We start from the raw sequence: 15,827 nt of genomic DNA on the forward strand, positions 1-15,827 counted from the left end.
TCTGAACGTTAATCTTTACGGCGCAATGGCGTTTTTTCCGCCATACTGTCAATAATTGTTGACAGCCTGCTTCCCGCCGAACGATAAGTGTCTTATTATTCACGAGTCTTTGGCTTATAAGGGTGAAAATTCCCATGCGTCTTGAAGTCTTTTGTGAGGACCGCCTCGGTCTGACACGTGAATTACTCGATTTGTTGGTACTGCGCGGCATTGATTTGCGCGGAATCGACATTGACCCTATTGGCCGAATCTACCTCAATTTTGCCGAGCTGGAGTTCACCAGCTTTAGCACCTTAATGGCGGAGATCCGCCGCATTGCGGGTGTGACTGACGTGCGCACCGTGCCGTGGATGCCCTCAGAACGTGAGCACCTGGCATTAAGCGCGCTACTCGAAGCGATGCCCGAGCCGGTGCTCTCGCTCGATACCCGCAGTAAAATCGAACGCACTAACCCGGCAAGCTGCCAGCTGTTTGGCATGAGCGCCGACAAAATGCGCAACCACAACGCCAGCCAGCTCATCAGTGGCTTCAACTTCCAGCGCTGGCTGGAGAGCGAGCCGGTGGAAACACAGGCGGAACACGTGGTGATTAACGGGCAAAACTTTTTACTGGAAATCACCCCGGTATACATGAGTGGCGAGCATGAGCAACGTATTCTTGCCGGTGCCGTTGTGATGCTGCGATCGACCGTTCGTATGGGCCGTCAGTTACAGACGCAGACGCCACAAGATGTAAGCGCATTCAGCCAGATCGTCGCCGTGAGCCCGAAAATGCGACATGTGGTCGATCAGGCGCGCAAACTGGCGCTGTTGACCGCGCCGCTGCTGATCGTCGGTGAAACAGGTACCGGTAAAGATCTGCTGGCGCATGCCTGCCATCTGGCGAGCCCACGCGCGGCAAAACCGTATCTGGCGCTAAACTGCGCGTCGATTCCGGAAGATGCGGTTGAGAGCGAGCTTTTTGGTCACGCGCCGGAAGGCAAGAAAGGATTCTTTGAGCAGGCGAATGGCGGTTCGGTACTGCTGGACGAAATTGGCGAGATGTCGCCGCGCATGCAAACCAAGCTGCTACGTTTCCTGAACGACGGTACTTTCCGCCGCGTCGGGGAAGATCATGAAGTGCACGTTGATGTGCGCGTGATTTGCGCCACGCAGAAAAACCTGGTGGAGCTGGTGCAGAAAGGGTTATTCCGTGAAGATCTCTACTATCGTTTGAACGTCCTGACGTTGAATCTGCCGCCGCTGCGCGACCGTCCACAAGACGTGATGCCGCTGACCGAGCTGTTCGTGGCGCGCTTTGCCGATGAGCAGGGGATCTCTCGTCCGAAACTTTCTGCCGATCTCAGTAATGTGTTAACCCGTTACGGTTGGCCGGGCAACGTTCGCCAGCTGAAAAACGCGGTCTATCGCGCGTTAACGCAGCTGGAAGGTTACGAATTGCGTCCAAATGATGTGCTGCTGCCGGATTATGACGTTACTACCGCGGCGGTAGGCGAAGAGGCAATGGAAGGTTCGTTAGATGAGATTACTCGCCGCTTTGAGCGTTCGGTGCTGACGCAGCTTTATCGCAGCTTCCCGAGTACGCGTAAGCTGGCGAAACGTCTTGGCGTATCACATACGGCGATTGCGAATAAACTGCGGGAATACGGTTTAAGCAATAAGAAAAGTGAAGAGTAAATAAAATAGCCTCCAGTCGGAGGCTATTTTTTCATGCGTAACGCGTTTGCAGCTTACGCTTTCAGCGCAGCCAGCGCCGCATCGTAGTCTGGTTCGTTGGTGATTTCGTCAACCAGTTGGCTGTAAACCACGTTGTCGTTTTCATCAATCACCACAACCGCACGTGCCGCCAGGCCTTTCAGGGCGCCGTCAGCGATACCCACGCCGTAGGTTTGCAGGAATTCTGGCGCACGCAGGGTGGACAGGGTAACCACGTTGCTCAGGCCTTCTGCGCCGCAGAAGCGAGACTGGGCGAACGGCAGGTCAGCAGAGACGCACAGCACAACGGTGTTGTTCAGCTCGGAGGCCAGCTGATTGAATTTGCGAACGGATGCCGCGCAAACGCCGGTATCGATGCTCGGGAAAATATTCAGCACTTTGCGTTTGCCCGCATACTGGCTGAGTGCGACGTCAGAGAGGTCTTTCGCGGTCAGCGTGAAAGGCTGAGCTTTGTCGCCTGCCTGCGGAATAGCGCCTTGAACAGAAACGGGATTGCCCTGGAAATGTACAGTTTGTGACATGATAATCTTCCTGTTTACATATAATTAACGTCGAAACTAGTGTATGTCATCAGGTGTTAACACGGCAAACCCTATTTACGGGCTTAAAAGGAGCAGGGGATGAGAAATGTAAGAGTTTTTGAAGAGGCGTGGCCGTTACATACACCGTTTGTCATTGCCCGCGGTAGCCGCAGCGAGGCGAAAGTGGTCGTGGTTGAGCTGGAGCAGGACGGCATTAAAGGCGTCGGCGAATGTACGCCTTATCCACGCTATGGCGAAAGTATCGCCTCGGTAATGGCGCAAATTGTTTCGATTGGCGAACAGCTGGAAAAGGGCCTGACCCGTGAAGCGCTTGCTGAATTACTTCCTGCAGGGGCGGCACGCAACGCGGTGGATTGTGCGTTGTGGGAGCTTGAGGCTGGCCTTGCGAAAGCGACGGTCCCCGCCATGCTCCATCAGACACTGGCAAAAACTGTCACCACGGCGCAAACCGTGGTGATTGGTACGCCGGAGCAGATGGCGGCCAGCGCTAAAGCGCTTTTTGAAGGCGGTGCGCGCCTGTTGAAAGTGAAACTCGACGATCGCCTGATTGCCGAACGCATGGTGGCTATCCGCGCCGCTGCGCCGGATGCAACATTGATAGTTGATGCTAATGAGTCGTGGCACGGTGAAGGTCTGGCGGCGCGCTGTCAGTTGTTGGCCGATCTCAACGTTGCGATGCTTGAGCAGCCGCTGCCTGCGACAGATGACAGCGCGCTGGAAAACTTTATTCATCCGCTGCCTATCTGTGCTGACGAAAGCTGTCATACGCGTGCGAGCTTGCCCGCGCTTCGGGGACGATATGATATGGTCAATATCAAGCTCGATAAAACCGGCGGCTTAACCGAAGCGCTGGCGTTGGCACAGGAGGCGCGTGCGCAGGGTTTTTCTCTGATGCTGGGTTGCATGCTCTGCACCTCGCGCGCCATTAACGCCGCGTTGTCGCTAACGCCACAGGTCACCTTCGCGGATCTCGATGGCCCAACCTGGCTGGCGGTAGATGCAGAACCCGCGTTACATTTTACCACCGGCCAGCTTCATCTGTGAGCCGCGGAACGCCAGCGGAGTAACGCTGTCATCGCGCCGAGGTATTTCTCGCTCGCTTCATCCGAGGAGATGGGCGGAAACTCGGCGGTGATGCAGTGCAGGCCAATATCGTTACACCAACTGCCAAATGAGCCCGGGGTTTCATACCCGACGCTGCCGACCAGCGGCAGCGCGAAGGATTCAGCCAGCCAGCGGCCCAGCTCAGTGTGATGCGGGTCCTCAATACAGGCCAGCGGATCGTGAAAAGAGACGACCCAGGCGGGGTGAATCTGATGAATCAGCTGGCAAAGCGCCTCGCTTTCCGGTTCAGAACCTGGGTTATCACCCGTCAGCAGCACGACGTCACGGCTATCTGCCGAACTGTTCCAGCGATACACGGTCTCACCGGCTTTCCAGTTTGCCGACGGGAAATTACGATTTAAATCCACGCCGTTGGCATTAGCGCGTAATCCCAACTGACAGCCATCCGGATTCACCGTTAACACCACATGATGCCGCCGTAACTCGGGTGAAAGCGTTCGCAACGCGCAGGAGAGGGTGACGATGGAGGAATTTTCGTCGCCATGCGTCCCGGCAATGATTAACCCGCTGGTATGATCGGCGAGCGGTGCGGGAAACCAGATAAGTGGTGCGCCCAAAAGTGAACGACCATAGTGTTGCGTGCCGGGCGGAAAAGCGCCCCGCTGGGCGCGAGGACGAGTGGCGGACATAGAGAATCCTGATGATGAGTGTTGATATAAGCAGTGTTGTGCAAAATTCACCGTGAATCAAATGGTTTCCGTGTCAGAAAAACATTCGTTATATCAATTTTATGTGATAAGCCGTTTGCATTTAAGACGCCTGAAACAAATAATATTTTCATCAAGTTGGCTCATTAAGGGGATGTCATGAAGTATCCTTTCACGTTGTCGTGCTGTGCGTTGTGGCTCGGTAGTCTGAGTTCTGTTGCCCTGGCGGCAGAGGTTCCTGCCGGGACGGCGCTGGCAGCGAAGCAGGAGCTGGTTCGCCATATTAAAGATGAACCCGCTTCTCTGGACCCGGCAAAAGCGGTAGGTCTGCCGGAAATCCAGGTGATCCGTGACCTCTTCGAAGGGCTGGTTAACCAGGATGAAAAAGGGAACATTGTTCCCGGCGTCGCGACGCGTTGGCAGAGTAATGACCACAAAATTTGGACGTTTACGTTACGTAATGACGCCAAATGGTCAGATGGTACGCCGGTTACCGCCGAAGATTTTGTCTACAGCTGGCAGCGTTTGGTTGATCCCAAAACGACGTCACCGTTTGCCTGGTTTGCGGCACTGGCTGGCATTAATAACGCCCAGGCGATTATTGATGGTAAAGCGAAGCCAGAAACGCTCGGCGTCACGGCAGTCGATGCGCACACCTTGCGTATCCAACTGGATAAACCGCTGCCATGGTTTGTGAATCTGACAGCCAATTTCTCGCTCTATCCGGTGCAAAAAGCCAATGTTGAAAGCGATAAAAACTGGACGCGTCCGGGCAAGCTGATTGGCAATGGCGCGTATGTGCTCACCGACCGTGTAGTGAATGAAAAGCTGGTGGCGACGCCTAACGTTCACTACTGGGATAACGCGAAGACGGTTATCAAGAAGGTTACCTTCTTACCGATCAATCAGGAGTCATCGGCCACGAAACGTTATCTGGCCGGAGATATCGATATTACCGAGTCCTTCCCGAAAAATCTGTATAAGAAACTACTGAAGGATATTCCGGGGCAGGTCTATACCCCGGCCCAGCTCGGGACTTACTATTATGCCTTCAATACCCAGAAAGGGCCGACCGCGGATGCGCGCGTCCGTTTAGCGCTGAGCATGACCATTGACCGTCGCATTATTGCGGAGAAGGTACTGGGTACCGGCGAAAAACCGGCGTGGCACTTTACCCCAGATGTCACCGCCGGATTTAAAGCCGAGCCTACCCAAATGGAGCAAAGCAGTCAGGAAGAACTGAATGCGCAGGCGAAAACGCTGCTTCAGGCTGCGGGATATGGCCCGAATCGCCCGTTGAATCTGACGTTGCTGTATAACACCTCGGAAAACCACCAGAAGATTGCGATTGCGGTGGCATCCATGTGGAAGAAAAACCTGGGTGTGGATGTGAAACTGCAAAATCAGGAGTGGAAAACCTATATCGACAGCCGTAACACCGGCAATTTCGATGTGATCCGCGCATCCTGGGTGGGGGACTATAACGAACCGTCAACCTTCCTGTCGCTACTGACGTCGAACAATACCGGGAATATTTCACGCTTCAGTAACCCGGCGTATGACAAAGTGGTGAATCAGGCTACGCTTGAGAACACTGAAAAAGCGCGGAATGCGGATTACAACGAAGCAGAGAAAATTCTCGCTGAGAAAGCCCCTATTGCGCCGATTTATCAGTATACCAATGGCCGCTTAATTAAACCGTGGCTGAAGGGTTACCCCATCGAGAACCCGGAAGACGTGGCGTATACACGTACAATGTATATTGTGAAGCACTAAGCCTACGATCATCCCCTGACACACCACTGTGCGTCAGGGGCTTTTTACGCATGTTTCATCATATTTCTTCGAATGGGAACAGGCGGCGCAACGCTGCTCGTGGTCGTGATATTAAACGGCATTCGGTTTAATGTGGCGTCAATATCCTGAGGGGGTACCGGCTCAGAGAAGAGTGAACCCTGCAAGGCATCACACCCCAGTTGGGTCAGCAAACGCTGTTGTTCCTCCGTTTCAATACCCTCCGCCACGACATTCATGTTCATTGAATGTGCGATATGAATTATCGATGAGACAATTTTTACATTTTTACTGTCATCACGAATATCTTTCATAAAGCTGCGATCTATTTTTAGCTCGCGGGCGGGCAGGTTTTGTAACAGCAACATATTGGAATAGCCGGTTCCAAAGTTATCGATAGATACGGTCAAACCAATGCGGTTGAAGTCATGGAATATCTGTAAGTTGCGATCGAGACCGCGCATGGCTGTCGTTTCGGTTAATTCAATGGTTAGCCGAAGCGGTGAAAGATGATATCGTGAAAGCGTATTGCACAGTAATTCGTAGATATTCTGCTGTTCGAACTGGTTAGCCGAAATATTAATGGAAAGCGTCCAGTCATCATGACCCTCTTTGCTCCACTGACGCAGTTGCTTGCAGGCCTGGTCGATTGCCCAGTTGCCCACAGGAAGAATTAAACCGGTATTTTGCAAGGTGGGTAAAAACACACTCGGCAGTAAAATCCCTTTTTTGGGATGACGCCAGCGCAGCAACGCCTCAAAACCGTAAATGCGATTTTCCTGAACGTGATATTTGGGCTGATACCACAGCTCAAACTGGTTACGCTCCAGCGCCTGTGTAAGGTCCTGTAACAGATGCACCCCTTGCCATGAGTTATCGAGCATCGCATCACCATAGACCGCCCAGCCGTTGCGCCCATTGCGTTTGACATGGTACATCGCGGTGTCCGCGCACAGTTTGAGTTCCTGCGGAGAATCACCATCGGCAGGATACATACTGATGCCCGCGCTCAGAGAGATTTGCAGGATCTGGCCGGAGTGATAAAAAGGCCGGCGAATGCTCTCGACCATGCGATTACACAGTTCCGCCAGTTCAGATTCGGTGCTATGAGGCGCCAGCAGAATAAACTCGTCGCCGCCAATGCGGGCCAGGGTCATTTTAGGCGGCAGGAAACTACTCAGCCGATTGGCAACGGAAACCAGCAGGTTGTCGCCTACGTGGTGCCCCCAGGCATCGTTAATCAGCTTGAAGCGGTCGAGATCCATCAGCACTAAGCCAAACTCAGCGCCGGTGAGTCGCGCCTGTTGCAGACAGGCAAGAAGCCGCATGTCTATCTGGCTACGATTCGCTAATCCTGTCAGCCCGTCATAGCGTGCCTGCTGTTCGAGCTGCTTATTGAGTCGTTGCAGGTTCTCGGTCAGGCGGGTAGTGCGCATTTGCGAATCCACCATCGAAATGACCAGCATCGTCCCCAATAGCAGTAGCGTGATGGCAGAAACCCAGACCGAAAGCCCTTCTTCACCAACCTGATGGGCGTGGTTGATCATCATATGGGCATGGCTTGAAAACGTGGCCGCGCTCATCCCGGTGTAGTGCATCGCAGCGATGGCGATGCCCATGGCTATTGCTGCGGCGATACGACAGAGTAGCACGCGCTTGCTGTTCAAACGTAAGCTAAAGGCCAGCCATAGGCCCACGCAGGAAGCAATAACCGCAATCACCACGGAGATGATAATCCGGGGGATATTCCAGACAATGCCATCATGCATCATCAGTGCTGCCATGCCGACGTAGTGCATCGTCACGACGCCGCTACTGAGTAACACAGTCGCGAGCGCCAGCCGTTTTGGCGATAATGTGGGCCCGGCTACGGCGATGTTAATCGCCAGCGTGGCTGCAAGAATGGCTGCCAGCAGCGAGATCAGGGTTAATTCCAGGTGATAGCTCATCTCCATCGGCATTTTCATCGCCAGCATACCGATGAAATGCATTGACCAGATGCCAATCCCCAACGTTGCGCCACCTGATACGCGCCAGAACATGGCCGCGTTTTTATTAGATGCGGCAATTTTCCCAGCGCTATCAAGGGCAACGAAAGATGCGATGAACGCCACCAAAAATGAAATGCCAACCAGAACCGGGTCCCACGAAACATGTAGCATCATGTCATCCACATTTCTTAGATTTTGGAATTAATCTATCAGGAATAATCTGAAATAAGCTACAGAAATAACATGATAGATCACGGTTTTTTAACGGATTGACGGTATTTAACTGAAATAAGTATTGCTGAATCGCGTTAAACTAAAAGGGCGCGGATAATTTATTTTAAAATATCCACATTCGCAGTGTTGTTTAATTTATTGCGTGGTTTTAAATTTTATTCAATATGTGAAGTAAACTGGATTGTGAAAGAATATATTCTTGCGTATAGCAATATTTTAAGCATTGGCAATAATGCTTTTACATTAAAATGCTTTATTGCGCAGATGTGCTGCTTTTATGAGCAATTTCAGCGGGATGGACGTCGGAGTGATTGCGTATACGGAGCAGATGGCTAGACTAGCTGAATAGTGAGTTGTCAGTGGAGGTAAAGTGGAAGCCATAAAGGGATCGGACCTTAACGTACCGGATGCTGTGTTCGCGTGGATACTTGATGGTAAGGGTGGGGTAAAGCCGCTTGAAGCGAGCGATGTGATCACCAAAGAAAATCCATGCTGGCTGCATCTTAATTACACCAATCCGGACAGCGCGCAATGGCTGGCGTCGACGCCGCTGCTGCCAAATACCGTGCGTGATGCACTGTCCGGTGAAAGCCTGCGCCCGCGCGTGAGTCGGATGGGTGAGGGCACGTTGATTACGCTGCGCTGTATCAACGGCAGCACCGATGAGCGCCCCGATCAACTGGTGGCGATGCGTCTTTATATGGATGAGCGGCTCATCGTCTCCACGCGTCAACGCAAAGTGCTGGCGCTGGATGATGTGATAAGCGATCTCGAAGAAGGTAGCGGGCCGACAGATTGCGGTGGCTGGCTGGTGGATGTCTGCGATGCACTGACCGATCACGCGAGCGAATTTATCGAACAACTGCACGATAAAATCATCGATCTGGAAGACAACCTGTTGGAGCAACAAATTCCTCCGCGCGGTTTTTTAGCGCTGCTGCGTAAACAACTCATTGTGATGCGTCGCTACATGGCTCCCCAGCGCGATGTTTACGCCAGACTGGCAAGCGAACGTCTGCCGTGGATGACGGACGATCATCGCCGCCGTATGCAGGATATCGCCGATCGCCTGGGGCGCGGGCTGGACGAAATTGATGCCTGTATCGCACGAACGGCCGTCATGACTGATGAAATTGCGCAGGTGATGCAGGAATCCCTCTCTCGTCGAACTTATACCATGTCGTTGATGGCGATGGTTTTTTTACCCACAACCTTTTTAACCGGTTTATTCGGTGTCAACCTTGGCGGAATACCCGGTGGCGAATGGCACTTAGGCTTCTACTCCTTTTGTATCATGCTACTGGTACTCGTCGGTGGTGTTACTTGGTGGTTACATCGCAGTAAATGGCTGTAAAAATTAACCTTTTTAACAGTAATTGAACATAAAAACGGCAATTAAATTGAGCGAGGTCAATAAACGCTACCCCCAATCAGGGCAATATCTCTCTCGCAGGTGAATGCAACGTCAAGCGATGGGCGTTGCGCTCCATATTGTCTTACTTCCTTTTTTTGAATTACTGCATAGCACAATTGATTCGTACGACGCCGGCTTGAATAGTCGGCTTTTTTTTTACCTGAATGCCTGCGGCATCTACCCTTAAAGAACCAACCTGATTTTCAGAGGGGAAGATGATGTACCAGGTTTTACGACTCAACGCCCACCTTCACATTCATTCGATTCCGACCGATCCCATTCCGGTAGAGCCGCCTCCGGGGCGAGATCCCATCCCGCGTCCGCAGCCCATGCCGGACCCTCCACCGGACGAAGAACCGATTAAATTGTCGCATCAGACGCGCAGATCTGCGAGGATACGCGCCTGCTGACGATAGCTTTTTACCGCGAGAAAATATTGTGACCGCTTTTTCAACACTGAATGCACTGCCCACCGCCCAGATCGACAACCTTAATGATCTGGGCTATCTCTCCATGACACCTGTTCAGGAAGCCGCGCTGCCTGCGGTGCTTGCCGGGAAAGATGTCCGCGTACAGGCGAAAACCGGGAGTGGGAAGACGGCGGCATTCGGGTTGGGTCTGTTGCAACATATCGACGCCGGGCGTTTCCAGACGCAGTCGCTGGTACTGTGCCCAACGCGCGAGTTAGCCGATCAGGTGGCCAGTGAGATCCGTCGTCTGGCGCGCTACCTGCCGAATATTAAAGTGCTGACCCTGTGCGGCGGTCAGCCGTTTGGCGCGCAGCGCGATTCCCTCCAGCACGCGCCGCACATTATTGTCGCCACGCCGGGCCGTTTACTGGATCACCTGCAAAAGGGCACGGTTTCACTGGAGAATCTGCAAACGCTGGTAATGGATGAAGCTGACCGCATGCTGGATATGGGCTTCAGCGACGCCATTGATGAAGTGATTCGATTCGCGCCAGTCAGCCGCCAGACGCTGCTGTTTTCCGCCACCTGGCCGGAGGCTATCGCTGCCATCAGTGGCCGCGTTCAGCGTGACCCCGTCACCATTGAAATCGACAGCGTGGATGCGCTGCCCGCAATCGAACAGCAATTTTTCGATGTTCCCCGTCAGGGTAAAATTGCCCTGCTACAAAAACTGCTTACTCAACATCAGCCTGCATCATGCGTTGTGTTCTGTAATACCAAAAAAGATTGTCAGGCGGTATTTGAAGAGCTCAATGCCGTAGGTCAAAGCACGCTGGCGCTGCATGGCGACCTTGAGCAGCGCGACCGTGACCAAACGCTGGTGCGTTTTGCTAACGGCAGCGCACGCGTTCTGGTAGCAACCGATGTCGCTGCACGTGGTCTGGATATTAAATCCCTGGCGCTGGTGGTGAACTACGAGCTGGCATGGGATCCTGAAGTGCACGTACACCGTATTGGTCGTACGGCGCGTGCGGGGAACAGTGGCCTGGCGATTAGCTTCTGCGCCCCTGAAGAAGCGCAGCGCGCAAATATTCTGTCTGAAATGCTGCAACTGAAACTGAACTGGATGCCAGAACCGTCTCAGAGTCGCATTGCGCCGCTGATGCCGGAAATGGCGACCCTGTGCATCGACGGCGGCAAAAAGGCAAAAATGCGCGCGGGAGATGTGCTGGGCGCATTAACCGGCGATATGGGCTTAGTGGGCGCGGATATCGGCAAGATTGATGTGCATCCGGCGCATGTTTATGTTGCCGTGCGTGAGAAAGTTGCTCATCAGGCATGGAAGCAGTTGCAGAAAGGGAAGATTAAAGGGAAGGCGTGTCGCGTCAGACTGCTGAAGTAATTTTATGCGCCTGGCCAGCAATGGCTGTGACCAGGCGCTTTGCGTTTATTTCACTTCAACCACATTCAGACGTAACTCATCAAGCTGAGCATCGTCTTCTTCAGGCTGCCAACCCGCCGGTTGTAACGGCATCTCTTCGCGGTCAAACGCCAGATCGCCGCCGTTAACCACTTCAGAACCGTGCGTAATTCCTTTGAAATCGAACAGTTCGGTGTCGCACAGATGCGACGGCACCACGTTTTGCATGGCGCTGAACATGGTCTCGATACGGCCCGGATAACGCTTATCCCAGTCGCGCAGCATGTCGCCGATAACCTGGCGCTGCAGGTTTGGCTGCGAGCCGCACAGGTTACAAGGGATTATCGGGAAGGCTTTGGCTTCAGAGAAACGCTCAATGTCTTTCTCGCGGCAGTAGGCCAGCGGGCGAATAACAATATGTTTGCCATCGTCGCTCATCAGTTTCGGCGGCATCCCTTTCATTTTTCCGCCGTAGAACATGTTCAGGAACAGGGTCTGTAAAATATCGTCACGGTGATGGCCGAGGGCGATTTTGGTCGCACCCAGTTCAGTCGCCGTACGGTAAAGGATCCCGCGACGCAGACGTGAGCAGAGCGAGCAGGTGGTTTTGCCTTCCGGGATCTTCTCTTTAACGATACCGTAGGTATTCTCTTCCACAATCTTGTACTCGACGCCCAATTTTTCCAGATACTCTGGCAGGATGTGCTCAGGAAATCCTGGCTGTTTTTGGTCGAGGTTGACTGCCACCAGGCTGAAGCTAATCGGCGCGCTTTGTTGCAGATTGCGCAGAATTTCCAGCATGGTATAGCTGTCTTTACCGCCAGAGAGGCAAACCATAATACGGTCGCCATCTTCAATCATGTTGAAGTCAGCAATGGCTTCACCGACGTTACGACGCAGGCGCTTTTGCAATTTGTTGAGGTTGTATTGCTCTTTCTTACTGATATCTTGATTCTGTTGCATTTAATGATTACTCAAAAATCGAAAGGGGCGCGATGCATACGCGGAAACGTCCGCTAAGCATAGGCTAGCCTGGGTTAGCTTACGACAGTGTGGCGTGTATGGTACGGATTACGGCGACGAATGCCAGCATGTTTTGCAGTGGCGTTGCCCGACGACGACAGCTAATGAGACTGTGAATCAACCTGCGAACCAGGCCCGGGCTTAAAAAGATGGCTTTGAGGAGAGAGTTAATCCGTATTATGCGACAGCATGACGCTGAGGGACGGGCGATAAAATGTTCTCGCTATGTAACAGGTGATTGTCTTTTGACCAATAGCTACGGGTCAGGCTGTGCAGGTCCACAACCCATTTGAACACGCCTGCATATGCCAGTTCATTATAGAATTGCTCATAGGTAGATTCCCCTGAGAAAATCCGTCTGGCTGCTTCACGGGTTAATTCGCCGCAGGAACAACTACTTACCTTCACCAGGCGGCGATGATTTTTTAGCGAGATATACGAATCAGTACAGGTAATAAGTTTAATATTCCCCGTTGCAACAAAATAGATGTAATGAGAGATGTTGTTACGGCGTAAATCCGATGTCAGAGAAATAAAGTCCAGGTTATGTCTGACTCTTTCGAAAAATCCATTAAATTCATCATGTAATTCCATTTTTCCCTCATACATTGTGTTTAGTTCTAATGATTATAATTGATATGCTAATGCTCAAAGGTTAGTGTTATTCATATTCTAATAGTCACTGCGGGTTATTTTATATGGCTGGATAAAAAGGAACAGTGTTTCAATTGTTACTGAGTATTGCTGTCCTGGTTTGGGGCGCAAAGCATGGAGCGAATAATCGCGACATTATTGATACTCAGGCATTTTGGCTTTTACCTTACAGAAAGTGAGCAGCCTGTTATGTGGGTAAATGTATAGGGTTATCCTTGCAGGTAAATGTTTGACGCATTTTGATTATACCGATTAAATGTTTCTTCTTTTCATTGAATATCTCAAAAATGGCTTATACTGTTACAGACTAAGACAAAACGTTAACAGGAGAGTATGCGATGAAAAAAGTATTGTTAGGGACAATGGCTGCGTTATCTATGGTGGCATTTAGTACTTCTGCAGCAGACCTGATTTCTAAGGATGAAGCCCATCACTTTAAACTGGAATACATCGGTAACGTTTCAGTAGGGGCTACTAATGGACAGGTTTCTTCGCCGTCCGATCTGCACAAAAAACTGTCCGAGTTGGCCGATAAAAAAGGCGGCAAATATTACGTGATTATTGCGGCGCGTGAGCATGGCCCAAACTTTGAAGCTGTTGCAGAAGTCTTTAAGTAAAAGCTTAAACATTCAACATTGATAAGGCTCGCTTCGGCGGGTCTTTTTTGTATTTTAAGGCGGTTAATGCGAGATGCATGAAAGTGGATGTTGTCGAGTGGGCTGTGTCGCCGCATAATAACGCCGACCTCCGCAGGTGCGGGGTTAAGTTCGAGCTTTTACTCGTGACTGAAGGAATTGTAATGGAACGGCGTAATTTTCTAAAAAGCGCAGCCGCACTCTCCACGCTGGGTCTTGTCAGCCCGGTCTTCTCTGAAAGTAAACAGGTTGCTCAACCTGCCGTTGTCTCCTCAGGCAAAACCCGTCGCTTCGTGATGACGCAAACCTATAGCCTGAAAGCGCCGAAAGGGTCTGAAGGGCGGGTGAATTTGTGGATCCCGGTGCCAGAAGATACCGCCTTCCAACAGTTACTCGATCTCTCCTTCAGTGGTAACTATCAGAAAGCAACGCTCAATGCCAACAACCGCTATGGCGCGAAAACGTTGTTTGTAACCTGGCCTGATTCGAAAGGCGCGTTGGATATTAAAGTCGAAATGACCATTGAAACGCGCGACTGGGAAGTACTTAAAGAAAATAAACTGGCGGACTGGCAGTTGCCTGAAAGCGATGCCGTGATTCCGGATGAAATTAAACCGTTCCTGCAGGCGACGGCCCATATTCCGGTTGATGGTCTGGTGAAAGAGACGGCGCTTAAGATCATCGGAAAGGAAAAAGCCCCGATTAAACAGGCTCGCCTGATTCATGACTGGGTCAGCACCCATATGCATCGTGACGATGCGGTGATTGGCTGCGGTACCGGTGACGTGGGTGAGATTCTGAAGACCAATAAACTCGGCGGAAAATGCACCGATATCAACTCCGTTTTTGTCGCGCTGTGCCGTGCTGTCGGTATTCCGGCGCGCGAGATGTTTGGTATTCGTCTGGGCTCGACCATCAAGCTCGATAACTATTCCAAAAAAGCCTTTGGCAGCGCGGATGCTCAGGGCGTAGCGAAAGTGAGCGGGGGGCAGCACTGTCGTGCAATGTTCTGGCTGGCCGGTTTTGGTTGGGTGCCTGCGGACCCGGCGGATGTGACAAAAATGCGCCTCACCGAGAAAAAAGAAAACGGTGACCCGGCGGTGAAAGCGGTTAACGACTATCTCTTCGGCAACTGGGAGATGAACTGGGTCGGCTTTAACCACGCACGCGATTTCGCGCTGTTCCCGGCGTCTGAACAGGGTGACATTAACAACCTTGGCTACCCGTATGCGGAAGTAGACGGCGACCCGCTCAACTTCTACGATCCTGCACTTTTCAGCTATGACTATGTCAGCGTCGAACAGCATTAAGGGCGGGCTGGTTACGCTTCTGGCGGCGGTTATCGCCGCCGGAGCGTCGACGCTGTGCTGCATCGGGCCGCTGTTGTATCTGGTATTTGGTATCTCTGCGGCTGGGCTTATCGGTATTCCCGGCGCAACCTGGTTACAGATCCCGATGTTATTGCTGTCGCTCGGCCTGATGGCACGTGGTTTCTGGCGTTTATATCTGTCGCCGAAGCCCATCTGCGTGAACGTGGTGAGCCGTCGGGTACTGGTGTGGCTGTACTGGTTGTCGGTTCCGCTGGTGCTGGCTCTGCTTACGTATCCGTACGTGCTGCCGTGGATTTGGGAGATGATGGAATAATGAAAAAGCGACTGTGTATCGCGCTGCTGCTGGCCGCGCCCCTGAGCTGGGCGGGAGACAAACTGGTGACCATTGATGTCGGTGAAATGAACTGCTCGCTGTGCGTGATTTCTATTAATCAGGCGTTGCGTAGCACCGATGGCGTGATTAAAGCCAAAGCGTCATTGAAGACGCGTCAGGCGCTGGTGACTGTTCCTGACAACTTTGATAATCAGCGACTGCTCGCGGCAATTGCGAAGACCGGTTTTAAAGGCGAAATAAACAACGTCTCTGAAGTACAATAAGACCTGAATGGCGAGTCGGAAAAACGGGCTCGCCACGATTGCGCTCATTTTATTTATTTCCTGAATGTATTCTATTTCCGCTCATCGGCGCCATGAGCTCTTTTAAACGTTCATAACGTTGTTCTGGGGTTAAATAATAGACTAAAAAGGAATTTTTAATTTTTGGCTCCCGCTGCCAGAGCAATTTCATAATCTGAAGATATGATTCAATGTTTTTCATTGTGCACCTCCTGTGGTGTGATAAAAATATAACCCACAAAAAGATGAAGAAAAACGGATGGGATGGTTTGAAGTG

Annotated in this window: 16 protein-coding genes; 10 read left to right on the forward strand and 6 right to left on the reverse strand. The window is 51.8% G+C overall.

Features of this window, described 5'->3' with window-relative positions; all coding sequences use genetic code 11:
- Nucleotides 1–134 precede the first annotated feature (134 nt).
- The gene (gene tyrR / locus NMC31_RS08555) at nt 135–1,676 is read left to right on the forward strand and encodes a transcriptional regulator TyrR (RefSeq protein WP_149464625.1); all 1,542 of its coding nucleotides are present in this window, start codon (nt 135–137) and stop codon (nt 1,674–1,676) included.
- 53 nt (nt 1,677–1,729) lie between these two features.
- Here tyrR and tpx read toward each other — a convergent pair whose 3' ends face one another.
- On the reverse strand, nt 1,730–2,236 hold the full coding sequence (gene tpx / locus NMC31_RS08560) for a thiol peroxidase (protein WP_015964609.1): 507 nt from the start codon (nt 2,234–2,236) through the stop codon (nt 1,730–1,732).
- Nucleotides 2,237–2,335: 99 nt separating this feature from the next.
- Here tpx and ycjG point away from each other — a divergent pair, with 99 nt between their 5' ends.
- Nucleotides 2,336–3,301 (forward strand): L-Ala-D/L-Glu epimerase, encoded by a 966-nt coding sequence (gene ycjG / locus NMC31_RS08565; protein WP_253897626.1) that lies wholly within the window; start codon nt 2,336–2,338, stop codon nt 3,299–3,301.
- Here ycjG and mpaA read toward each other — a convergent pair.
- Complete coding sequence (mpaA, locus tag NMC31_RS08570; protein WP_253897627.1) at nt 3,292–4,011, reverse strand: murein tripeptide amidase MpaA; 720 nt, start codon at nt 4,009–4,011, stop codon at nt 3,292–3,294. The genes ycjG and mpaA overlap by 10 nt on opposite strands.
- Before the next feature lie 177 nt (nt 4,012–4,188).
- Between mpaA and NMC31_RS08575 the strand changes: the two genes are divergently transcribed.
- Nucleotides 4,189–5,805 (forward strand): peptide ABC transporter substrate-binding protein, encoded by a 1,617-nt coding sequence (locus tag NMC31_RS08575; protein WP_253897628.1) that lies wholly within the window; start codon nt 4,189–4,191, stop codon nt 5,803–5,805.
- Nucleotides 5,806–5,849: 44 nt separating this feature from the next.
- On the opposite strand, the gene NMC31_RS08580 is transcribed toward NMC31_RS08575, so the two are convergent.
- Entirely contained in the window at nt 5,850–7,985 is a 2,136-nt protein-coding gene (locus NMC31_RS08580; protein WP_149464654.1) for a bifunctional diguanylate cyclase/phosphodiesterase, read from the reverse strand.
- A 433-nt stretch (nt 7,986–8,418) separates the two neighbouring features.
- On the opposite strand from NMC31_RS08580, the gene zntB reads away from it, so the two are divergent.
- From zntB to dbpA, 3 genes are all read left to right on the forward strand, one after another.
- Nucleotides 8,419–9,402, forward strand: coding sequence for a zinc transporter ZntB (gene zntB, locus NMC31_RS08585; RefSeq protein ID WP_149464629.1), 984 nt, complete (start codon nt 8,419–8,421; stop codon nt 9,400–9,402).
- A 278-nt stretch (nt 9,403–9,680) separates the two neighbouring features.
- Nucleotides 9,681–9,872 carry a proline-rich small protein YnaL gene (gene ynaL / locus NMC31_RS08590; protein ID WP_149464655.1) on the forward strand — a complete coding sequence of 64 codons (192 nt, stop codon included), beginning with the start codon at nt 9,681–9,683 and terminating at the stop codon, nt 9,870–9,872.
- A gap of 28 nt (nt 9,873–9,900) precedes the next feature.
- The gene (gene dbpA / locus NMC31_RS08595) at nt 9,901–11,274 is read left to right on the forward strand and encodes an ATP-dependent RNA helicase DbpA (protein WP_253897629.1); all 1,374 of its coding nucleotides are present in this window, start codon (nt 9,901–9,903) and stop codon (nt 11,272–11,274) included.
- 45 nt (nt 11,275–11,319) lie between these two features.
- On the opposite strand, the gene ttcA is transcribed toward dbpA, so the two are convergent.
- Both ttcA and NMC31_RS08610 read right to left on the reverse strand, forming a co-directional pair.
- Complete coding sequence (ttcA, locus tag NMC31_RS08600) at nt 11,320–12,255, reverse strand: tRNA 2-thiocytidine(32) synthetase TtcA (RefSeq protein WP_149464631.1); 936 nt, start codon at nt 12,253–12,255, stop codon at nt 11,320–11,322.
- Between the two features lie 237 nt (nt 12,256–12,492).
- Nucleotides 12,493–12,909 carry a DUF1398 family protein gene (locus NMC31_RS08610; protein WP_253897630.1) on the reverse strand — a complete coding sequence of 139 codons (417 nt, stop codon included), beginning with the start codon at nt 12,907–12,909 and terminating at the stop codon, nt 12,493–12,495.
- 398 nt (nt 12,910–13,307) lie between these two features.
- On the opposite strand from NMC31_RS08610, the gene NMC31_RS08615 reads away from it, so the two are divergent.
- The 4 genes from NMC31_RS08615 (at nt 13,308) to NMC31_RS08630 (ending at nt 15,532) form a co-directional block, all read left to right on the forward strand.
- Nucleotides 13,308–13,586, forward strand: a complete 279-nt coding sequence (locus tag NMC31_RS08615; protein ID WP_015964590.1) for a YdgH/BhsA/McbA family protein — start codon at nt 13,308–13,310, stop codon at nt 13,584–13,586.
- A gap of 182 nt (nt 13,587–13,768) precedes the next feature.
- Entirely contained in the window at nt 13,769–14,914 is a 1,146-nt protein-coding gene (locus NMC31_RS08620; protein WP_253897631.1) for a transglutaminase-like domain-containing protein, read from the forward strand.
- Nucleotides 14,892–15,248: a hypothetical protein gene (locus tag NMC31_RS08625; RefSeq protein ID WP_253897632.1), complete on the forward strand. Its 357-nt coding sequence runs from the start codon at nt 14,892–14,894 to the stop codon at nt 15,246–15,248. The genes NMC31_RS08620 and NMC31_RS08625 overlap by 23 nt, the downstream gene beginning before the upstream one ends.
- Nucleotides 15,248–15,532, forward strand: coding sequence for a heavy-metal-associated domain-containing protein (locus tag NMC31_RS08630; protein ID WP_253897633.1), 285 nt, complete (start codon nt 15,248–15,250; stop codon nt 15,530–15,532). Before NMC31_RS08625 ends, NMC31_RS08630 begins: the two co-directional genes overlap by 1 nt.
- A 49-nt stretch (nt 15,533–15,581) precedes the next feature.
- Here NMC31_RS08630 and NMC31_RS08635 read toward each other — a convergent pair whose 3' ends face one another.
- Nucleotides 15,582–15,752, reverse strand: a complete 171-nt coding sequence (locus NMC31_RS08635; RefSeq protein WP_253897634.1) for a hypothetical protein — start codon at nt 15,750–15,752, stop codon at nt 15,582–15,584.
- Nucleotides 15,753–15,827 lie beyond the last annotated feature (75 nt).

Origin of the sequence: Pseudocitrobacter vendiensis (assembly GCF_943590815.1) — a bacterium.
Classification (GTDB): Bacteria; Pseudomonadota; Gammaproteobacteria; order Enterobacterales; family Enterobacteriaceae; genus Pseudocitrobacter; species Pseudocitrobacter vendiensis.